This is a genomic window from Streptomyces sp. UF-297 (assembly GCF_058245575.1).
The window spans coordinates 39,863-61,226 of sequence record NZ_JBSIBZ010000060.1 but is presented as its reverse complement, the minus strand read 5'-3'; the positions used below and the strand labels follow the sequence as shown (position 1 = coordinate 61,226).

At 71.0% G+C, this 21,364-nt stretch carries 16 protein-coding genes; 4 read left to right on the top strand and 12 right to left on the bottom strand.

Features of this window, described 5'->3' with window-relative positions; genetic code table 11:
* The 4 genes from AC4IJH_RS28670 to AC4IJH_RS28655 form a co-directional block, all read right to left on the bottom strand.
* On the bottom strand, positions 1 to 1,610 hold a 1,610-nt coding region (locus AC4IJH_RS28670), incomplete at its 3' end, for a serine/threonine protein kinase (RefSeq protein ID WP_490854791.1).
* A 26-nt stretch (positions 1,611 to 1,636) separates the two neighbouring features.
* A complete protein-coding gene (locus AC4IJH_RS28665; protein ID WP_490854788.1) occupies positions 1,637 to 2,974 on the bottom strand; it encodes a hypothetical protein in 1,338 nt (445 codons plus the stop codon).
* 111 nt (positions 2,975 to 3,085) lie between these two features.
* The gene (locus AC4IJH_RS28660) at positions 3,086 to 4,081 is read right to left on the bottom strand and encodes a glutamate ABC transporter substrate-binding protein (RefSeq protein WP_490854787.1); all 996 of its coding nucleotides are present in this window, start codon (positions 4,079 to 4,081) and stop codon (positions 3,086 to 3,088) included.
* Positions 4,082 to 4,125: 44 nt separating this feature from the next.
* Complete coding sequence (locus AC4IJH_RS28655) at positions 4,126 to 5,511, bottom strand: GlnX family signal transduction membrane protein (protein WP_490854786.1); 1,386 nt, start codon at positions 5,509 to 5,511, stop codon at positions 4,126 to 4,128.
* A gap of 394 nt (positions 5,512 to 5,905) precedes the next feature.
* Between AC4IJH_RS28655 and AC4IJH_RS28650 the strand changes: the two genes are divergently transcribed.
* A complete protein-coding gene (locus AC4IJH_RS28650) occupies positions 5,906 to 6,193 on the top strand; it encodes a hypothetical protein (RefSeq protein WP_490854785.1) in 288 nt (95 codons plus the stop codon).
* 176 nt (positions 6,194 to 6,369) lie between these two features.
* Here the strand turns inward: AC4IJH_RS28650 and AC4IJH_RS28645 are convergent, their stop codons facing one another.
* The 6 genes from AC4IJH_RS28645 to AC4IJH_RS28620 form a co-directional block, all read right to left on the bottom strand.
* Positions 6,370 to 7,371, bottom strand: coding sequence for an N-acetylglucosamine kinase (locus AC4IJH_RS28645; RefSeq protein WP_490854784.1), 1,002 nt, complete (start codon positions 7,369 to 7,371; stop codon positions 6,370 to 6,372).
* Positions 7,362 to 8,627, bottom strand: a complete 1,266-nt coding sequence (locus AC4IJH_RS28640) for a 6-phospho-beta-glucosidase (RefSeq protein WP_490854783.1) — start codon at positions 8,625 to 8,627, stop codon at positions 7,362 to 7,364. Before AC4IJH_RS28640 ends, AC4IJH_RS28645 begins: the two co-directional genes overlap by 10 nt.
* 7 nt (positions 8,628 to 8,634) lie before the next feature.
* Positions 8,635 to 9,540 carry a carbohydrate ABC transporter permease gene (locus tag AC4IJH_RS28635; protein WP_490854782.1) on the bottom strand — a complete coding sequence of 302 codons (906 nt, stop codon included), beginning with the start codon at positions 9,538 to 9,540 and terminating at the stop codon, positions 8,635 to 8,637.
* 6 nt (positions 9,541 to 9,546) lie between these two features.
* The gene (locus AC4IJH_RS28630; RefSeq protein ID WP_490854781.1) at positions 9,547 to 10,539 is read right to left on the bottom strand and encodes a carbohydrate ABC transporter permease; all 993 of its coding nucleotides are present in this window, start codon (positions 10,537 to 10,539) and stop codon (positions 9,547 to 9,549) included.
* A gap of 12 nt (positions 10,540 to 10,551) precedes the next feature.
* Positions 10,552 to 11,916, bottom strand: a complete 1,365-nt coding sequence (locus tag AC4IJH_RS28625; protein ID WP_490854780.1) for an ABC transporter substrate-binding protein — start codon at positions 11,914 to 11,916, stop codon at positions 10,552 to 10,554.
* A 113-nt stretch (positions 11,917 to 12,029) separates the two neighbouring features.
* Entirely contained in the window at positions 12,030 to 13,223 is a 1,194-nt protein-coding gene (locus AC4IJH_RS28620; protein ID WP_490854779.1) for an ROK family transcriptional regulator, read from the bottom strand.
* Between the two features lie 417 nt (positions 13,224 to 13,640).
* On the opposite strand from AC4IJH_RS28620, the gene AC4IJH_RS28615 reads away from it, so the two are divergent.
* Together AC4IJH_RS28615 and AC4IJH_RS28610 are read left to right on the top strand one after the other, a co-directional pair.
* On the top strand, positions 13,641 to 18,359 hold the full coding sequence (locus AC4IJH_RS28615; RefSeq protein ID WP_490854778.1) for a DUF6531 domain-containing protein: 4,719 nt from the start codon (positions 13,641 to 13,643) through the stop codon (positions 18,357 to 18,359).
* Positions 18,356 to 18,817 (top strand): SUKH-3 domain-containing protein, encoded by a 462-nt coding sequence (locus AC4IJH_RS28610; RefSeq protein ID WP_490854777.1) that lies wholly within the window; start codon positions 18,356 to 18,358, stop codon positions 18,815 to 18,817. Before AC4IJH_RS28615 ends, AC4IJH_RS28610 begins: the two co-directional genes overlap by 4 nt.
* 85 nt (positions 18,818 to 18,902) lie before the next feature.
* On the opposite strand, the gene AC4IJH_RS28605 is transcribed toward AC4IJH_RS28610, so the two are convergent.
* Together AC4IJH_RS28605 and AC4IJH_RS28600 are read right to left on the bottom strand one after the other, a co-directional pair.
* Positions 18,903 to 19,271 (bottom strand): hypothetical protein, encoded by a 369-nt coding sequence (locus AC4IJH_RS28605; RefSeq protein WP_490854776.1) that lies wholly within the window; start codon positions 19,269 to 19,271, stop codon positions 18,903 to 18,905.
* A gap of 111 nt (positions 19,272 to 19,382) precedes the next feature.
* Complete coding sequence (locus AC4IJH_RS28600; protein ID WP_490854775.1) at positions 19,383 to 20,456, bottom strand: mechanosensitive ion channel family protein; 1,074 nt, start codon at positions 20,454 to 20,456, stop codon at positions 19,383 to 19,385.
* Positions 20,457 to 20,733: 277 nt separating this feature from the next.
* On the opposite strand from AC4IJH_RS28600, the gene AC4IJH_RS28595 reads away from it, so the two are divergent.
* The gene (locus AC4IJH_RS28595; protein WP_490854774.1) at positions 20,734 to 21,270 is read left to right on the top strand and encodes an HNH endonuclease; all 537 of its coding nucleotides are present in this window, start codon (positions 20,734 to 20,736) and stop codon (positions 21,268 to 21,270) included.
* The last annotated feature ends 94 nt before the right edge of the window (positions 21,271 to 21,364 follow it).

Sequence of the window (21,364 nt, the reverse complement as noted above, 5' to 3'; positions counted from 1 at the left end):
GGTGCCAGGCCCGCGGGCAGCGGGGCAGGGCCTGCCGCCTTGGCGCGGCCGCCGCGCGCCCACCGCACCGGCGGCAGCGCCCGCGCGCCCAGCAGCGAGGTGTCGCCGTCCGCGTGGTCCACCAACTCGGTGTCCACCACCCGCAGTTCGGGGCCGAACAGGGTGGACAGCGCGGGCCGCTGCTCGCCGGTCTGCAGCGCCACGACCTCGCGCAGGACGCCGGTGAGCTGCTCGGCCATCTCCTGCGCGGAGGCGAACCGGCGGGCCGGGTCGGGGTCGGTGGCGCGTACCAGCAGGCGGTAGAAGGACTCGTACGTACGGAAGACCTCGATGTGCTCGGGGTCGGGCAGCGAGTCGACGAAGACGGTCGTATAGCCCTGGAAGTCGAAGGTGAGCACGGCCAGGGTGCGGGCGACGGTGTAGAGGTCGGAGGCGACGGACGGGCCCACCTCGGCGACCTCCGGCGCCTGATAGCCGACCGTGCCGTAGATCGCGCTGTGGCCGTCGTCCATCCTGCGCACCGCGCCCATGTCGATCAGCTTGAGCTGGTCCTGCTGCTGGATGGCGTTGTCGACCTTGAAGTCGCAGTAGAGCAGATTGCGGCTGTGCAGATGGGCGAGGGCTTCGAGGGCCTCGATGCCGTACGCGCAGGCCTGGCCGACCGGCAGCGGGTCGCGCCTGCCGTGCGGGGTGCGCCGCTCGTTGGCGATGTCCTTGAGCGACTTGCCGCCGACGTACTCCATGACGATGTAGCCGTCCAGGCTGCCCGTGGACTGGTCCAGGTGCTCGACGAAGTTGTAGATGCGCACGATGTTGCTGTGCTCGATCTCGGCGAGGAAGCGGCGCTCGGAGACGGCTACCGCGAGGGCCTCCTCGTCGCCGGTGTCCAGCAGGCCCTTGAGGACCACCCAGCGATCCGACACGGCGCGGTCGACGGCCAGATAGATCCAGCCCAGCCCGCCGTGCGCCAGGCAGCCGGCGACCTCGTACTGGCCGTGCACGACGTCGCCGGGCCGCAGCTTGGGTACAAAGCTGTACGGATGGCCGCACTTGGTGCAGAAGCCTTCGGTGCGCCCGGGGCGGTCGCCGCGCGAACGGCCCACCGGGGCCCCGCAGTCGCCGCGGCTGCAGAACCGCTTGCGCTCGGGGACCTCGGGGTCCTCCAGCACGGCCGTGCGCGGATCGGGCCGCGGCACCTCCGGGACCGTCACCAGCCCGGCGCCCAGCCGGCTGCGCCCTCCGGTGGCCGAGGCCGGGCCCTTGCCGGTGCTGCGGACCGACATCGAGCGGGTGGCGGCGCCGCCGGAGACGGAGCGGGAGAGCCGTCCGGAGACCGAGCGGCGCGAGGAGGCGGAGCGGGCGGAGCCAGAGGAGGGGGCGGACGGGGCGGAGCCGGCGGAGCGGGCCGAGGGCGGGCCGCCGCGGGCCGCGGTGAGGCCGGTGGGGGCCGCGCCCACCATGCCGTCCGTGGAGACGACCGGCGCCAGACCGCACTGGTCGCAGTACAACTCGCCCTCGCCGACGTCCTCGTACGAGCCCGCGCAGCCCCGCCGCTGGCAGGCGGCGCCCGCCTGACGGCGCCCGCCCGGGGCCGCCCGCTGGGGCGGCAGCTCGGCCTGGCGCTCTTCCTGTCCGCTCACGGCTCCCCCCTGCGGTCCGTCTGCTGCGGTACGAACGCCTCGGCCGCGGCCTGCTGATAGCGCAGCACGGCCTGCTCGGCCACCCGCAGATCGCACGGCGCGCTCCACAGCATCCGGCGCGCGGTGTCGTACCGCTCGATCAGCAGCGGGTCCTCGGCCAGGCCGAGGCGGGCGACCTTGGCCTTGTAGGCGTCCAGGCGGCCGCGCAGCTCGGCGCGGACCGCCAGCGGCGCGGTCACCGCCGTCAACGACTCGCGGGCGCGCCGCAGTTCGTCCTCGGCGCGCTGCTCCAGGCTGTCCAGCAGCGGGGACAGCCGGTGCCACTGGGCGTGCCGGCGGTACTCGGCCGCCGCCGCCAGCTGCTCGTGCAGCGCCGTGGAGGGGCCGGAGACCGCGGGCACCTCGGACGCGGCGATCTTGGCCAGTACCTCGCCGCGGGCCTGCCGCGCCTCGGTGAGCGTACGGTCGGCCCGCGAGAGCACGTCGCGCAGCTGCATCAGGCGCTGCTCGGCGTCCTGGCGCACGCCCAGCACGGCCTCGATCTCGCGGCGCACGTCCTCCAGGGCGCGGGCCGCGCGGTCGTAGCGGGCGGTGTCGGGGCGGCCGCCGCCGGGCGCCGAACTGCCCGTGGCGGTCGAGATCCAAAAGGCCAGCGGGTCCGCGACGACCTGGGCGCGCAGCAGCGTCAGGTCGTGGGTGATCCGCTCCAGGTCGTCGCCCGCCGGGTGCTCGCCGGGGCGCACCCCCACCGAGTGGGCCAGCGAGCGGGTGCGCTGCAACTCGGCGGAGAGCAGGTCTATACGGGCCGGCAGCGCGGACCACACGGCGTCGGCGGCGACGATCACGTCCAGCGCGCTCGCGTACCAGCCGTTCATCCGCTCGACCAGCTCCTGGAGGCTGAACTGCGCGCTGAGCCTCGGGGGTTCGCCGAAGGGGGAGGTCTGCGCGCTCCAGCCCCCGGCCGCGCCGCCCGCGACCGTCACGGCGCTGCCGCGCAGCAGCTCGGTGAGCTCGCGCAGGTCCTCGGGGGAGGGCCAGCGCCGCCGGGAGCGCAGCTCGCGGGCGGAGTCGAGCGCGGCGCTGTAGGCGTCGAAGTGCGCCCACAGGGCGGTGATGGACTCTTCGGTGGCGGCCCAGCGGTCCTTGGTGGTGCCGCTGAGCTCGGCGCCCTCCAGCAGACGGCGGCCCGCGTGGTCCTGCAGGGCCAGCAAAGAGGTCTCGATCGCTTCGTGCTCGGCGCCGAGCCGGGCCAGTGCGCGGTCCACCTCATCCCGGTTCATGACCGGGCCGTGGGGCCTCCCCGTGGAGCCGGGGACGGGTCCAGGGACCCCCATCGATCACCTCTCCAAAGTGCTGGTGGCGCGCCGGTGTTGATGCGCCGTGGTGGTGTCCGTGCCGGTGGTGCGTACCTCGTCGGTGCGGTGGTGCGTGTTTCCATAGTGGGGTCAGTCGGCGTATTCGGGGTCGGGAGCGCCGGATATCTTCGGCAGATCCTTCTTGAGCCATTTGTCGTACGCGGCCTTCCACGAACCGTCGTCGCGGTAGTCCTCCAGAACCTTGTTGACCCAGCGCACCAGGTCGGTGTCGGACTTGTTCATCGCGACGCCGTACGCCTCCTGGGTGAACGGCTTGCCCTTCAGTTCCACCGTCGGGTCCTGTGCCGCCTGTGCCGCGCCCAGCGCGTTGTCGGTGACCACCGCGTCGGCCTCGCCCAGTTGGAGCTTGACCAGGCAGTCGAGCTGGTTGGCGACGCGTACGACCGTGGCGCCGTGCGGTCGGCGCTCCAGCTCCGTCTCGGCGGTGGAGCCGCGCGCCGCGCACACCCGCTTGCCCTTGAGGGAGTCGTCGAAGTCCAGCTCGGCCGTCCTGGGGGCCAGCAGCTGCTGCCCGGCCTGGAAGTAGGCGGTGGAGAAGGCGACTTGTTTCTTGCGGGCGCAGTTGATGGTCATGGTGCGCACGACCATGTCGACCCGGCCGCCCTGCAGGGCGGGCACCCGCTGGTTGGTGGGGATCGCCAGGAAGGCGACCTTGTCCTCGTCGCCCAGCAGGGACTTGGTGATGGCGCGCGCCAAGGTGATGTCGAAGCCCTCCAGTTTGCTGGTGGCCGGGTTGAGGTAGCCCCAGCGGTAGGTGTTCTGGTCGACGCCGACCACCAGGCGGCCGCGCTTTTTGATGCGGTCCACCGCGGCGCCGCCGTCGGTGGAGGGCCGCAGGCTCTGGACCGCGTTCTCGGGTGTGCAGGCCTGGGCCGCGGGCCCGGCGTGCGTGGCCCGCGGCGGATACGCGGCCTGGGAGGACGGGCCGCCGCGGGCGCCGCCGGCCAGGACGGGCACCAGCACCGCGGCGGTCGCCGCCATCACGCCCGCCCCGGCCGCGGCCGGCGCCAGGACGGCGCGCAGATTCGCCCTCGCCCGGCTCGCGCGCTTCCTCCGCGTCCTCATGCCCTCATCCCCAGTCCCGTCACCAGGCCCCGCCGCCGCTTTCATCAGCGGTACTCCGACAGTCTGCGCCCGATGCCGAGCACCGCGCCCGCGGCGCCGAGCACGGCCAGTACGGCGGCGCCCGCCGCCAGCCCGCCCAGCGCCCCGCGCCCGTCGTCGGCCGCCTGCCTGAACTCCCGCTGCTCGTGCTCCAGTGCTTGTCTCAGGTGTGCGTCCACCCGGTCGAAGGACTCGCGGGTGGGCCGGTCCGTGCCGTTGACCCTTTTCAGCGCCTGTTCGTAGGCGCCCCGGTCGTCCGCCTCGCGCGCCCGGACGTGCCGCTGCTGCCACTCGCCCACATTGGTCTGCGCCTTACGGACCAGGCGCTTGCCCTCCTCGTCGTCCGCCAGCGCCAGCGCCGTGCCCAGCTTGCCGCCCTTGCCGTCGCTCCCGCCCGCGAGACCCTTCATACCGGATCGGTAGCCGACCTCATAGAAGTCCTGCTGGTCCTTGGTCAGAACCGCGCCACGCGCCACCAGGGTCAGGTTCTCGTCGCCGCGCGCCTGAAGGGCGTCGATGCGCGCCTCGTTGAGCACTCGCAGTGATCTGGCGCCCTGGTTCCAGGAGTTGTTCAGGCCCGTGCTCGCGACGGCGTGCGCGGCCGTCAGCCACAGCAGGACCACGGCCGAGGCGGCGGTGGCGGCCAGCAGGCCGTGGTTGAACACGCGGTTCGTACGGCGGTAGTTGCGGCGCTGCGCCCAGCCCAGCCCGGCCAGCGCCACCGCGCCCGCGCCCAGCGCCACCCACGGCCAGGCCTTGGCCTCGTCGTAGTCGGCGCTCAGCCGGGCCGACTCCGCGTCGTACAACTTGCGCGCGGTGGGCAGGAGTTCGTTGCGCATCCGGTCGTTGGCGTAGCGCAGATAGGCGCCGCCCAGGGGCAGGCCCTGCCGCTTGTTCGTACGCGCCGTCTCTATCAGGCCGGTGTAGCGCGGGAGTTCGCCGCTGAGCTTCTCGATCAGGCGGCGGGAGTCGTCCGAGCCGCGGGTGTTGGCCGCGGCCGTGACCAGCAGCCTGGACGCGGTGGCGATGTCGTCCGCATAGCGCTCACGGGTGGCGGGGCTCTCCGTGCCGCGCGCGAGGAAGCCGCCGGCCGCGGTGGTGTCGGCGTCCGCCAGCGAGCGGTAGATGCTGGCGGCGTCCGCGCTCAGCGGCTGGCTGCGCTCCACCACATCGCGCGCGGCCGCCGCGCGGTCGGTGACCTGCCAGGCCGTGACCGCGCCGAACAGCACGACCAGCAGGGCGAGTACGGCCCCGATGATGCGCAGCCGCCCCGGCTCGGTCGTCGCTCCGGCCCGCAGCCGCTCCAGCGCCTCGATCCAGGCCAGGCGGCGCGCGTCAGGAGCGGGCGCGGGCGGTGGCGGTGGCGCGGTGCCGGTCTGCGGCTGTGACACGGAACCTCCCCCTGGGTCACGGACGGCGGACCCGGCCCCGCACGCCCGGCGCACGGGAACAGGTGCACGGCCAGCAGTATGGCCGCAGCCACTGACAACCACACCGAAATTGCCCGGATCTTGTTCTGATCGCGACATCCGGCCGCGCCGGGGACCGCCCGGCGGTCGGCCCACAACCCCTCATACGCCACCACGCAGACGCCAAGTGTCCGGTTCCCACCGAACCCCCACCATTCCGCGACCGATCTTGTCCAGTGGTGAACGGCGCCAAAAGGTGCATTCCGTGACGGAAGCCATGCCTCCGCACGCCGGTGACCACGAGTGCGTGATCGCGTACGTTCGATGATCGTCGGAGGCCGTAAAGGAGCGGCCCCGGCGCACAGGAGGTACGACCATGCGACGCATCGTCACCACACTCGGCGCCCTGGCCGCCGCCGCGATGATCTCCCTGACCGTCCCCACTTCCGCCGGCGCGACGAGCGGGGTCCTCGTCGTGAAGGACTTCGGCTACATCGACCCCAGCGGCTGCTACGACATGAAGCGGTTCGACACCGTCATCAACCACACCAACGACATCGCCTACATCCTCCAGGGCCCGGGCTGCACCGGCGAACTCGACTTCGCCGTCCACCCGGGCGAGTCCGCTGTCGCGGGCCAGGGGCGCAGTATCTGGATCGACTGAGTCGCCCGCTCCGCGCCGTTGCGCCTGCGGCGGGCCGCTGTCCGCTGCGCGGGGCTGTCGGGTGCGGTGAGGGGCCTCCGCGGGCCGATGTGCAGACTGCTTCGCTTTACGTCTGGACATCAGCCCGCTCCGGCCTGTCCCCTCCCGTTGTGGGGGAGTAGGTGAACCGAGTGGCCCTACCCCCAGCGCCCCCGAAGCCGCTCATACGCCTCACCGGGCGCCCCCGCCCGGTCCAGGGCGTACAGCGCGGCTCCCAGCACCGGCGGCGCCGACACCACCCGCGGCACCGCCTTCGGCGCCCGCTCCGCGAGCAACTGCACCACCCGGTCGTGCAACAGCGGATGCCGCGCCGCGAGCACACCCCCGCCCAGCACCACCGTCGTCGGCTCGGCCAGCAGCTCCAGCCGCTCCAGGGCGACCGTGGCCATTACTGCGATCTCCTGTGCCTGCCGGGCCACGATCTCGCGCGCCACCGCGTCACCCGCCGCGGCCACCGCGAACAGCACCGGCGTCAGCTCGTGCTTGCGCAGCGGCTCGATGGCCTTCCGGTGCAGCGCCTCGATCAGCTCCGGCATGGTGGACAGGCCGAAGTGCGCGGGCAGTTCGGCCGCCAGCGCGCTGGCCGGGCCGCGCCCGTCGTCCGCCCGCGCCGCCCACCACAGCGCCGTGTCCGCGAGGTGTCCGCCGCCGCCCCAGTCGCCGGAGATGATGCCGATGGAGGGGAAGCGGGCGGTGCGCCCGCCGGGCCCCAGCCCCGCGCAGTTGATGCCCGCGCCGCACACCACGGCCACCCCCGCCGCCTCGCCGGAGTCCGGCAGCCCGGCCCGCAGCAGCGCGAAGGTGTCGTTGCCGACCGTGACCGACGCGGCAGGGGCCCAGCCGTGCGCGACGACGGCCTGTGTCAACTCCCGCTCCTCCACGGGGAGATCACAGTTGGCGAGGTACGCGGAGACCTGCGCCACCGGGCCCTGTACGCCGCCCTGCGCCAGCACCGAGGCCACCAGCGGAGCCAGTTGCGCCACGGCCCGCTCGGGGCCCACCACCGGAGGCTTGAAGCCCCCGCCGCGGGCCGTGCCCAGGACCGTCCCGTCCGCGGCCACCAGGGCCACGTCCGTCTTGCTGTTGCCCGCGTCGACGGCCAGCGCCATCTCCGCTCCGGCGGTGCCGCTCAGGCCCACGTGAGGTGCTCCCGGTTGTGCGCGATCAGGTCGTCGGCCAGCTTGTCCGCGTACTCGATCTGTCCCACCAGCGGATGTGCCAGGAGCGTCCGGAAGACCCGGTCCCGCCCGCCCTTCAAAGCGGCGTCCAGCGCGAGGTGCTCGTACGCCGTCACATTGGCCACCAGCCCGGCGAACAGCGGCTCCAGGGGCCGTACGGGCACCGGGTGGGCGCCGCGCGCGTCCACCCGCGCCGGGACCTCGATGACCGCGTCGTCGGGCAGGAAGGGCAGCGTGCCGTTGTTGAGGGTGTTGACCACCTGGACGTCGCCGGTGTCGTTGAGCAGCGAGGAGGTCAGCGCGACCGCGGCCTCGGAGTAGAAGGCCCCGCCGCGCTTGGCCAGCAGCTCCGGCTTCTCCTCAAGTGCCGGGTCGCCGTACATGCGCAGCAGTTCCCTCTCCATCGCGGCGACCTCGGCGGCCCGCGACGGCTTGGTCCGCAGCTCCCGTACGACCTCGTCGTGCTGGTAGAAGTAGCGCAGGTAGTACGAGGGCACCACACCCAGCCGCTCCACCAGCGAGCGCGGCATGCGCAGGTCCTCGGCGATCGCCGCGCCGTGCTCGGCGATCAGCTTGGGCAGCACATCCTCGCCGCCGACGCGTACGCCGCGCTCCCAGGTCAGGTGGTTGAGGCCCACGTGCTCCAGCTCGACCTGCTCCGGGCCCACCCCGAGCAGCTTCGCGAACTTGCGCTGGAAGCCGATGGCGACATTGCACAGCCCGACGGCCTTGTGGCCGTGGCTCAGCAGGGCCCGGGTGACGATGCCGACCGGGTTGGTGAAGTCCACGATCCAGGCGTCGGGGTTGCGGCGGCGCACCCGCTCGGCGATGTCCAGCACGACCGGGACCGTGCGCAGCGCCTTGGCCAGACCGCCGGCGCCGGTGGTCTCCTGGCCCACGCAGCCGCACTCCAGCGGCCAGGTCTCGTCCTGGTTGCGGGCCGTCTGTCCGCCGATGCGCAGCTGGAGCAGCACCGCGTCGGCGCCGTCCACTCCGGCGTCCAGGTCACCGGTCCAGGAGATACGGCCCGGGTGCCCCTGCTTGGCGAAGATCCGCCGGGCCAGGCCGCCCACCAGCTCCAGCCGCTCGGCCGCCGGGTCGATCAGGACCAGCTCCTCGATCGGCAGACCGCCGTTTCCGGGGGTGCGCAACCGCGCGAACCCGTCGATGAGTTCGGGGGTGTAGGTCGAGCCTCCGCCGACCACTGCGAGCTTCATTGCTGAATCAGCCCTTTACTCCGGTGAGAGTGACGCCTTCGACGAAGGCCTTCTGTGCGAAGAAGAAAACGATGATGACCGGGGCCATGATGAGCAGCGTCGCGGCCATGGTCATGTTCCAGTTGACGCTGTGCGCGCTCTTGAAGGACTCCAGGCCGTAACTCAGCGTCCAGGCCGCCGGGTTCTGGGCGGCGTAGATCTGCGGTCCGAAGTAATCGTTCCAGCAGTAGAAGAACTGGAACAGGCCGACCGCGGCGATACCGGGCTTGGCCATCGGCACGATGATGCGCAGCAGCGTGCGCAGCTCACCGCAGCCGTCCACCTTCGCCGACTCGATGTATTCCTTGGGAATGGTCAGCAGGAACTGGCGCAGCAGGAAGATAGAGTACGCGTCGCCGAACGCCATCGGAATGATCAGCGGCCACAGCGATCCCGACAGATGCAGCTGCTGCGCCCACACCAGATACATCGGAATGACGATCACCTGCGGCGGCAGCATCATCGTCGAGATCACCAGGATCATCGCGGTGCGGCGGCCCCGGAAGCGGAACTTGGCGAGCGCGTACGCCACCGGGATCGAGGAACAGACCGTGAACAGCGTGCCCAGGCCCGCGTAGAGCAGCGAATTCCGCCACCAGTCGAGGAAGCCCGGGGTGCTGAAGACCTTCGCGTAATTGGACCAGTTCCACTCGTGCGGCCACAGCTCGCCGCTCATCGCCTGCTCGTCGCTCATCACGGAGGTCAGGAAGACGAAGACGAAGGGCAGGACGAAGAAGAGGGCGGCGGCGATCGCCACGCTGTGCACGGCGATCCAGTGCAGTACGCGCTTGCGCTGGGCGCGGGCGGCGGCCGGGCCGCGGCCGCCACTCGTACGGGAGGGCGTTCTGGTCGCGGTCAGGGTCGTGGTGGTCATCTGCGATCAGTCCTCCGCCGAGAGCAGGCCGGCGCGCTTGCGCATCAGCAGGGTGGTGACGGCCATGGCGATGGCGAAGAGCACGAGCGAGAGCACGCACGCCGCGCCGGTGTTGAAGTTCTGGAAGCCGAGCGAATAGACGAGCTGCGGCACGGTGAGGGTGGAGTGGTCCGGATATCCGGGCTGGATCACCGAGCCCGGGCCGATCGAGACCCCGGACGCCAGCTTTCCGGCGACCAGCGCCTGCGTGTAGTACTGCATGGTCTGTACGACGCCGGTCACCACCGCGAACATCACGATCGGGGTGATGGAGGGCCAGGTGACGTACCGGAACTTGCTCCAGGCCCCGGCGCCGTCCAGCTCGGCGGCCTCGTACTGCTCCTTGGGCACGTCCAGCAGGGCCGCCATGAAGATGACCATGAGGTCGCCGATGCCCCACAGGGAGAGCAGCACCAGCGACGGCTTGGCCCAGTCGGGGTCGTTGAACCAGGTCGGCGCCTCGATGCCGATCGCGCCCAGGATCTCGTTGACCGGTCCGCTGCCGGGGTTGAGCAGGAAGACGAAGGCGACCGTGGCGGCCACCGGGGGCGCCAGATACGGCAGGTAGAAGGCCGTACGGAAGAAGCCGACGCCCGACTTGATCTTCGTGATGAGCAGCCCGATACCGAGCCCGAAGACCACTCGCAGGGCGACCATCACCACGACCAGCCACAGGGTGTTCCACAGGGCGGGCCCGAACAGCGGCATCTGCGTGAAGACGTACTTCCAGTTCCTGAGGCCCACGAAGTCGGGCGCCTGGATCTGGTTGTAGTGCATGAAGGAGAAATAGACGGTGGCGATCAGCGGATAGCCGAAGAAGACCGAGAAACCGACCAGCCAGGGGGAGAGGAAACCGAGGGTGCGCAGCCGCTGACGGGTGTGCTTGCGGCGCAGCTCGGGCGCCTTGGCGGGCGCTGCGCCCGGCGCTTTGGCCGGGGGAGTCAGTGAGGTGGTGGCCATGGCGGGTCTCCGTCAGCTCTCGGACTGGAGGTTGTCGGCGTCTATCTGCTCGTCGAGTTCGCGCAGGGCCTTGTCCAGGTCGGGGAATTTCCCGGCCTCGTAGGAATAGGAGAAGTCCTGCAGCGAGACGACGTACTGACCGCCGTTGACGGACGGCGGCAGCGCGACGCTGTGCTGGTTTCGCATGATGTCCAGGAAGGTGCGGAACCTCGGATCGGCGTCCAGCTTCGGCGACTTGAGGGCCTCGAACGTCGAGGGGACGTTGTGGATCGCGTTGGCGAACTTCACGACCTGGTCGGTGTCGGAGGTCAGGAACTTCACCAGTTCCCAGGCGGCGTTCTGGTGTTTGCTGCTGTGCGCGATGCCCGCGACGGTCCCGGTCAGATATCCGCGCCCGTACGTATCGGCCTTGTCGTCGGGTACGGGCAGCGGCGCGGTGTCCCAGGCGAACTTCGCCTTCATGTCGTCGAGCATCAGCCCGCGCCACTCACCGTCCAGATGCATGGCGAGCTTGCCGGTCAGGAAGGCGTTCTGCGAGGACATCTCGTCACCGAAGTGCGTACGGAACTTCTCCAGCGCCTTGTAGCCGCCCTGCGCCCGCATCAGCTCGTCGGTGGTCCTGAAGTAGTCCTTGGCGGCCGGGTCCTTGGCGAGCTGCGCCTTTCCCTTCGCGTCGAAGTAGGTGGGTCCCCACTGGGCGAAGAGCCGGTCCGGACTGTTCTGGTACAGACGGAAGTTGGGCATGAAGCCGACCCGCTCCAGCGACCCGTCCTTGCCGCGCTTGGTCAGCTTCTCGGCGGCCTGTTTCAGCTCGGACATGGTCCGCGGCGGGCGGGCGATCCCCGCCTCCTCGAAGGCGTCCTTGTTGTAGTACATCCCGAACGCGTCGGCCAGCAGCGGCAGCGCGCACTGCGTCCCCTTGTACTGCGTGTAGTCCAGCAGCGTCCTGGGAAAGACCTTTTCCTTGCGGAGCCCGCTCTTCTTCATGAACGGGTCCAGATCGACCCACATGCCCGACGAGCAGTACTGCCCCACATTGTTGGTGGTGAACGAGGAGACCACATCGGGGGCGTCGTCGCCGCCCGCCCGCAGCGCCTGGTTCATCGTCGCGTCGGTGACGTTGTTGGTCGCCTTCACCTTGATGTTGGGGTGCAGCTTCTCGAACCGGGCGAGGCTGTCGTCGACCGCCTTCACCTCGGCGTCGTTGGACCAGCCGTGCCAGAACTTCAGCGTGACGGGCTCGGTCGGATCGTCCTGGTTGCTGCCCACGCTCGGATTGGCGCAGCCCGCTACGAGCAGGCCGGCACCGGCGAGCGCGGCCGTGAGGCCGAGGCGTATGCGCGGGCGTAGGCGCATGCGCGGTCGTATTCGCGGCATGGCGGACTTCCTTTGCGGCAGGGGTGGTTGCAGGGGGGACGTACAAGGAGAGCGAGGTGCGATGCGGCGCGCGCGAGAGGGCGCCGGAAGAAGGAAGGGCCGCGGCCGGGGCGTCAGGCCGTGTCGAAGACACTGTCGCGTGCCTGGGCGAGCGCCGTCCGCAGCGCGCCGGTGAGGATCGGATTGCCCCGCAGATCGCTGATCCGCAGCTGAGGGCGGGGCAGCACCAGTCCGGTGAACTCCTCCTCGACCAGGGCCCGCAGCGGCTCGCCGCCGGCCTGCGCGACCTCGCCCGAGAGCACCACGAGCCGGGGGTCGACCACGGCCACCACGGCCGCGATCCCGGTGGCCAGGCGCCGGGCCACCTCCGCGCGCACGGAGTCCACGGCCAGCGCCTCGCCGACCGTACGGACCCGCTCCGCCCCGTGCTCGCGCGCCAGCTCCACCACGCTCGGCGAGCCGACCAGCCGCTGGAACCCGCCGCCGGCGTCCGGCAGCGCCGCGCTCCTGGCCCCGCCGCGGGACAGCGGGGCGCCCGGCAGCGGCATGTACCCGATCTCGCCGGCGCCCCCGGTGGCGCCGCGCAGCAGCACCCCGCCCAGCACGATCGCGGCACCGACCCCGCAGTCGGCCCACACCAGTACGAAGTCGTCGAAGTCCTGCGCTGTGCCGTCGTGCTGCTCGGCGACGGCCGCCAGATTCACATCGTTCTCGATCACCACCGGGGTCCCCAGGACCTGGGCCAGCTCGCCCTTGAGCGTGCGCGAGTGCCATCCGGGCAGGTGGGGCGCGTACCGCAGCTCCCCGGTCTGCGGGTCCATCGCCCCCGGCGTCCCGATGACGGCGCCGTGCAGCTGCTCCCGGGCCAGCCCCGCCTTGTGCAGCGCCCCGTCCACGGCGTCGGCCACCAGCCGCGCGGTGCGGTGCGGGACGTCCTCGCCCAGCGCGTCGGCGGCGACGTACTCCTCGCCGACCACCCGGCCGGTGATGTCCGCGACGGCCGCGGTGATCCCCAGCGGGTCGACGGCGAGCGCGGCCACATGCGCGGCCGCCGGGTCGACCTCGTACAGCTGGGCGTTGGGCCCCGGCCTGCCGGTCACATTCCCCGTCGTACGCACCAGCCCCGCGGCCTCCAGCCGCCCCAGCAGCTGCGACGCGGTGGGCTTGGACAGCCCCGTCAGCTCACCGATCTGCGTACGGGTCAGCGGCCCCTGCGACACGAGCAGGTCCAGCGCGGCCCGGTCGTTCATGGCCCGCAGCACCCGTGGCGTCCCGGGCGTTCCCTGGCCCCCCGACGCTCCGGCCATGACTGCCACCCCGCCTTCGACAGTCGCCGTCGACCATCTGTTAGGAAACTTTCCAATCGGTGAACAGGAAGGTAGGCGGCGCGTCAGCGCCCCGTCAATGGGTTCACCTCCGTGACTTTCGCGCGCTGCCGCCCGGTGGAGCGCGGCACCTGCGACCCCGCGAGCGGGACCTGCGTCCCGGCCGAATGCACCGTGGGTGGCGGCCAGTTCACCTCGGCCTGTAGGGCGTATTTCGGACAGCGGCAAAAGCAGATCAAAAGGTGTGTACCGGTCAACTGTTGTCGCGCTCCTCATCGTTGTTCCTCGTCTCATTCGCAACGGCTAATCTGTTCACCTTCTGAGGAACCGTCTGTACCAGCGGCAGCGTCTCCTCACGATGCAACGGGGAACGCGGAAGGTAACGGGGGCTGGTTTCGCATGGGTGTCGTGCTGCCGGGGTGGGCGGATGAGCTGCTGGACCTGATAGGCGTCTCGTGGCCGAATGTCGACGAGGACGACTATCGCGAGATGGCGACGGCGATGCGGGAGTTCGCCGATGACATCGACGACGGCGCGGGCCAGGCGCACACCGCGATCCAGGACCTGGTCTCCTCGGCGGGCGGCTCGGTGGCCGTGGAGGCGCTCAATGCCCACTGGGGCAAGATCAATGGCAAGCATCTGAAGAAGCTGGCCGAGTGCGGGCGGCTGTCGGCGACCGCGATGGACGGGGTGGCCACCCTCATCGCCGGGGCGAAGGGTGCCGCGCTGGTCCAGCTGGGCATCCTGGCCGCCGAGGTGGCCGCCGCCCAGGTGGCGGCGCCCTTCACGCTGGGCCTGTCCGAACTGGGGGCGCTGGCCGCGACCGGGGCCACCCGCGTGATCCTGAAGAAGCTGTTCAAGGAGGCCTGCCAGCAGGTCGCCGAGCATGTCATCGAGATGGCGCTGACCCCGGTGGAGGAGGCGCTGGGCGCGATGGTGGGCGACATGGTCGTCCAGCTCGGCGCCAACGCGCTGGGCGTACAGAAGGGCGTGGACCTCAACCAGACCGCCGACGCCGGCAAGCAGGGCTTCCACGACGGCGTGCAGAACGCCAAGGGCCAGATGCGGCTGCTGAGCGCGGGCGGCGGAGGCGGGGGCGGTGGCGGTGGCGCGGGCAGCGGCTTCAAAGTGGACCCCGACGGGTACGAGAGCGCCGCCAAGGGCCTGGAAAAGGGCGGCGACATCTTCCGCAACAAGGCGGGCGGGAAGATCGGCCTGGCCAAGGGGCACCACGGCCGTACAAAGGGCAAGGACGCCCTCGCCAACGCCGCGAACGCGATGCTGGACAAGGTCATCGACGGCATCGAGGAGGGCGTGAAGAAGTCCGCCAAGCACCTGGACGACAGCATGAAGCGCGGCGTCCAGCAGATGGCCAAGAACCATCACGACAACGACAAGAGCCTCGCCTCCCACTTCGGCGGCATCGGCAAGGGCGGCAAGAGCGATCCCAAGGCCCCCCGCTCCGGTGGCGGCGCCGGGGGCGGCGGGTCCCACTCGGGCGGCGGGCCCAAGGGGCAGGGCGGCGACAAGGGCCGCGGAAGCGACGGCACGGGGCGGGGCCGCGAGCAGGCGGAGAACCCGCGTGAGGCAGGCCGCCCGCGCGACTCGGTCTGCCAGGGCGGCGAGCCGGTCGACATGGCGACCGGGCGGATGTTCATCGAGCAGCTGGACCTGTCCCTCCCCGGCGCCCTGCCGCTGCTGTTCAAGCGCTCCTTCGAGTCCGGCTACCGGGCCGGCCGCTGGATGGGCCCGCGCTGGGTCTGCACCTTCGACGAACGCCTGGAGATCGACGCCGAGGGCGTGGTCCACCTCAGCGCCGACCGGACGACCCAGGCCTATCCGCACCCGACGCCCGGCGAGCCCGTACAGGCGAGCGCGGGCGCGCGGCTGGACCTGGAATCCGAGGAGCTGACGGGCAACTACACCCTGACGGACCCCGCCACGGGCCTGGTCCGGGAGTTCACCCGGCAGCCCGGTGGCGAAGAGGCCCTGTTGACCGGCATCCGCGACCGGGCCGGCCACCGCGTCGACTTCGCGTACGGCACCGGCGGCACGCCGCTGAGCATGACCCACTCCGGCGGTTACCGCGTCCTGGTCACCGTGGACGCCGGCCGCATCACCGCCCTGCAGCTGGCCGGCGCGGGCCCGGACGGCTCCGACACCCCGCTGACCCGCTACGGCTACACCGACGGCCACCTCACCGCGGTCCACAACTCCTCGGGCCGCCCCCTGTGTTTCGCCAACGACGACCAGGGCCGCATCGTGTCCTGGACCGACCGCAACGGCACCCGCTACCTCTACACCTACGACCACCTCGGCCGGGTCGTGGAGGAGGGCGGCGCCGACGGCACGCTCGCATTCCGCTTCGCCTACGGCGACCCGGACCCGGCCACCGGCATCAAGGTGCACTGCGAGACCAACGCCCTTGGCCACACCACTCGTTACCAGGTCAACGAGCACGCCCAGATCATCGCCCAGACCGACCCGCTGGGGAACACCACCACCTTCGAGCGCGACGAGTACGACCGCCTGCTCTCCCGTACCGACCCCCTCGGCCGTACCACCCGCTTCGCCTACGACGACGCGGGCGACCTCATTGCCGTCACCCGCCCCGACGGCGAGCAGTCCACCGCCGCCTACTACAGCGACGCCAGCCTGCCGACGCAGATCACCCGGCCGGGCGGCCTGACCTGGCGGCAGACCTTCGACGCGGCAGGACGCCGCACCTCCCTCACCGACCCCACCGGCGCCACCACCCGTTACTCCTACGACGAGTTCGGACACCTGGCCTCGGTCACCGACCCCCTCGGCCACTCCACCCGGGTGCGCTGCAACCGCGCGGGCCTGCCCGTCGAGGTCACCGACCGGGCCGGAGCCACCAGCCGCTACGAGCGCGACGCCTTCGGCCGGGTCGTCGCCGTCACCGACCAGCTGGGCGCGGTCACCCGGCTGACCTGGAGCGTCGAGGGCCATCTGGCCTCGTACGAGGCGCCCGACGGGACCAGGGAGACCTGGACCTACGACGACGAGGGCAACCTGCTCGCCCACACCGACCGTCTCGGCCAGGTCAGCACCTTCGAGTACACCGCCTTCGAGACGATCGCCGCCCGCACCGGCCCCGACGGCGCCCGGCTCACCTTCACCTACGACGCCCAGATGCAGCTCGTGGGGGTAACCAACGCCCTGGGGCAGACCTGGCAGTACACCTACGACGCGGCCGGTCAGCTGATATCGGAGACCGACTTCCACGGCCGCAGCGTCGGCTACCAGCTGGACGCCGCCGGCCAAGTGGTCGCCCGGACCACGCCGCTGGGACAGCAGATCCAGTACACCTACGACGTGCTGGGCCAACTGGTGGCCAAGCACGTGGACGGAGTGGCCACCAGCTACGCCTACGACCACGCCGGGCATCTGATCCGGGCCACCAGCCCGGACGCCGACCTGCTGCGCACCGTCGACCCCCTGGGCCATCTGCTCTCCGAGACCGTCAACGGACGCACCCTCACCCACACCCGGGACCTTCTGGGCCGCCTTACCGGGCGCACCACTCCCAGTGGTCACACCAGCGCCTGGGCCTACGACGCGGCGGGCCGCCGCACCTCCCTGACCACGTCCGGCGGCCGGATCGACTTCGCCTACGACGCCGCCGGGCACGAGTACGAGCGCACCGTCGGCGAGCGCCTCACCCTGGCCAGCACCTGGGACTCCGAGCACCGCCTCACCGGCCAGATCCTGCGCTCCGAGCAGTCGGTGCTGCAGCGCCGCGACTACACCTACCGTGCCGACGGCGTCCTGACCGGCGTCGAGGACCACCTCAACGGCCCGCGCACCTTCGACCTGGACGCCGCCGGACGCGTCACCGCCGTCCACGCCGCCGGCTGGACCGAGCGCTATGCCTACGACCCGGCGGGCAACCTCACCGACGCCGACTGGCCCACCACCGGCGGCACGCAGGCGGCGGTCGGCACCCGCGTCTACACCGGCACCCAGCTCAGCACGGCGGGCCGGATCCGCTACGAGCACGACGCCGCTGGCCGCACCACGCTCCGCCAAGTCACCCGCCTGTCGAGAAAGCCCGACACCTGGCACTACACCTGGGACGCCGAGGACCGGCTCACCCACGTCACCACACCCGACGGCACCCGCTGGCGCTACGTCTACGACCCCTTCGGCCGCCGTATCGCCAAGCTGCGCCTGGCCGCGGACGGCGCCACGGTGGACGCGCGCACCGACTTCACCTGGGACGGCTCCACCCTCGCCGAGCAGACGGCCTACGGGCCGAACCTGCCCGGTCCGTACACCATGAGCTGGGACCATCGGGGCCGGTACCCGCTCGCCCAGACCGAAACCATCAGGACACCGGCGTCGGCCGACGCACCGCAGGAGCAGATCGACCGCCGCTTCTTCGCGATCGTCACCGACCTCGTCGGCACTCCGACCGAACTCGTCGACACCGCCACCGAATCCATCGCCTGGCGTGCCCTGCCCACGCTCTGGGGCAACACCGCCTGGCCCCGCGACAGCACCGCCTACACCCCGCTGCGCTTCCCCGGCCAGTACTTCGACCCCGAGACGCGCCTCCACTACAACCTCAACCGCTACTACGACCCCGAGACCGCCCGCTACGCCAGCCCGGACCCGCTCGGGCTGAGCCCCGCCCCCAACCCCGACGCCTACGTCCACAACCCGCATACGTGGTCGGACCCGTTGGGTCTGATGCCGGACGCCAACGACGAACTGAAGAAGTCGTTGATGAACCTGGGCAAGGACCGGATCAAGCACGTCGCGAGCGGGCTCGGTGAGGACGAGGAGCCCCCGGGCGCCTACGCCGTGGGAAGGGACCGGACCACCGGTAAGATCTATTACGGCGACAGCGGTCCGGACACCGGCCACGAAAAGGCCGTGACCGATGCGATGCCTTCCGAATCGCAGCACCCGTCGGGCCGTCCCCCCGGGGTGTGCGCAGAGCCGCGCATGTTCACCAACGCCATCAAGGACGGCGCCGATCCCCAGAACATCGACCTGGTGACCGTCAACCCCAAGGGGAAGAAATTCAAGATGTGTGACAACTGCAAGACGTGGGTGCCCGATTTCGGGGGAGAGGTGCTGACGGGATGAGCGGCGGGACCGAGCGGCCGGCGATCGAGGAACTGCGCGACTCCCTTGCGGGAGCGGCGCACTTCGACATCCGCCCGCTGGACATCGAGGACGCCCGCCTGCGGTACGCCGAGGAGGGCTTCGAATTCACCGACCGGCTCCGGGAATTCCTCGGGGCCTACGGCGAGTTCACGGTGTCCTGGAATTACCGGCACGGGCAGACGGACCTGTCGACCGTGGTCGAGCGGACCATGGATGCTCCGCATGCGACGCCCCGCAGCGCGCGCATCTACGGCAAGCGCATCGGCGAGCCCGTGCTTGTCGTCGGGGCGGCCTTCTCCACCGAGGACGTCGTGCTGCTGGGCGAGAGCGGCGATGTCTTCCTCGCCGGGGACGCCGGGATCCAGCGCGTCGCCGGCGGCTTCGACCACGCGATCCGTGCCTTGGTGTCCGGCGACTGGGACAAGACGTTCTTCTGAGCCCGGCCGGTGGGACGAAGGGGCGTACCGGAACTGCCGGTACGCCCCTTCGCGGTTATCCGGTGCGCGGAGCCGGCTAGTCGGCTCAGCCCTCTTGCCAGTTGGCGCTGCCGGCGCCGGAGCCGCCGCCGCATTCGCCCTCGGAGGTGCCGCGCTGGCCGGTGTTGAGGGTGATCCACTGTCCGACGGTGTCGGGCCACAGGCCGCAGACGATGGTCGCGCGGAAGGCGATGGCGCGGTTGGTGTTGTTGGTGCAGTCGGCGAAGCCCTTGTAGCCGTCGACCCAGGTGCGGCAGTTGAGGTCGTTGAGGATCTTGGCGTCCGCCGCCGGGTGCGCGGACTCGGCGGCGGGCTGGGCGGACGCGGACGCGGGGTAGGCGACGGCGGCGAAGCCGCCGAACATCAGAACCGAAGCGACGGCCCCCGTGGCCACGCGATTGCGGATCTTCATCATGATGAAGTCCTCCTTCGTCGGTGGGTACTGACACTGCGGATACGAAGGAGGGGGGACGGATGTATGACGAGGGTGGGTGTGACGTGGGTCACATCGCCGCTGTAGTTGTGGCTACTTGGTGAGGTTGGGGGGCGGCGGGACCGGCGCCGTGGCCAGGGACTGCGGAGAGGTGGGGTTGGCCAGGGCGGACGGGGCGGCGACCGAGGCGGCGGGGTCCGGGGCGGCCTCGGCGGCGTCCTCGGCGGCCGGGCGCGGGGCGAGGTGGATGCCCGCCGCGTCCAGGGCCTTCTTGATACGCCAGCGCAACTCGCGCTCTATGCCCAGCGCCTTGCCGGGCATGGTCTTGGCCGAGACGCTGATGGTGACCGAGTCCAGGAAGACCTCGCTCAGGCCCAGGACCTCGACCGGCTCCCACAGTTGCTCGTTGAAGGGCTCGGTCTTGGACATCTCCTCGCCGGTGGCCTTGATGATCGCGCGGGCCTCGTCCAGGTCCTGATCGGCGCGCAGCTGTACGTCCACGTGCGCGGTGGACCAGCCCTGGCTGAGGTTGCCGATGCGCTTGACCTCGCCGTTGCGGATGTACCAGATGGCGCCGTTGGGCCCGCGCAGCTTGGTTACCCGCAGGCCGACCTCGACGACCGTTCCGGTGGCCACTCCCGCGTCGATCTCGTCGCCGACGCCGTACTGGTCCTCCAGGATCATGAAGACGCCGGAGAGGAAGTCGGTGACCAGGTTGCGGGCGCCGAAGCCGATCGCGACGCCGGCCACGCCCGCGCTCGCCAGGAGCGGGGCGAGATTGATGTTGAGGACGGACAGCACCGTCAGCGCGGCTGTGCCCAGGATCACGAACGAGGCGACCGAACGCAGCACCGAACCGATGGCCTCGGAGCGCTGCCGGCGGCGCTCGGCGTTGACCAGCAGGCCGCCCAGGGCCGAGCCCTGGGTGCCCGAGGAGGTGCGGTTCATCCGCCCTATGAGCTTGGTGATGGTGCGCCGTACGAGATTGCGCAGGATCACCGCGATCACGATGATCAGCGTGATGCGCAGACCGGCGGTCAGCCAGGTCGACCAGTTCTCCTCCACCCAGCCTGCGGCGTTGGTGGCCTTCTCCGCGGCGTCGTCCAGCGACGACGGCGTGGATGTGCCGGGTGACGCGGCGGCGAGCAAGGCAGTGGACCAGGACACAGCAGGAACCTCCGTGTGGGACTTCAGACCCGGGCCGGGGCGGGGGTCGGGTGTGGCCTCGGCGCGGGCAGACCCACCACACTAACGGGGCAACGGGTGCGGTCCGAGCCGGTGTTCGAGAGAGCCGGGCCCAATTGGGGGGAAGTAAAGGGGTGTGGTCGAAAACACCTCCGGCCCGTTACCCGGTCATGGTGGCGCTCCGACCAGGCACCGGGGGACACTGTGGAGAGATCGTCCCGGCGCGAGCCACGCGCCGCCGGCGTACAAGGAGGCACCCGTGCCGCATGTCCTGGTCCTCAACGCGTCGTACGAGCCGCTCGGCGTCGTACCGCTCCGCCGCGCGCTCATCCTCGTACTCAATGAGAAGGCAGTCAGCCTCGAGGACTCCGGCGCCCTGATGCACAGTGCGACCCATGTCATCCCCGCCCCGAGCGTCGTGCGACTGAAGCGTTTTGTGCGGGTGCCCTTTCGCGGCCCTGTCCCTCTGACCCGTCGAGCCCTCTTTGCCCGTGATGGCGGGAGATGCATGTACTGCGGTGGCGTCGCAACCAGCGTCGACCACGTCATCCCGCGCAGTCGCGGCGGCCAGCACACCTGGGAAAATGTGGTGGCAGCCTGCCGCCGCTGCAATCATGTCAAGGCCGACCGCCATGTCGCCGAGATCGGCTGGCGGCTGCGGCATCAGCCCGCGCCGCCGTCGGGGCTGGCCTGGCGCATCATCGGCACGGGGCATAGGGACCCGCGCTGGCTGCCATATCTGCAGCCGTACGGCGCGGATGACGCCCTGGCCCGGATCAATGCCGTATCGGCTTGATATCCGGGCCTTTGTGTTGGCGGCGCCGCGCCGTGTTCCGCCCGTAGCGGTGCCGCACCTTCGGGTGCGGCGCCGTTGCGCGTGCGGCGGGCGT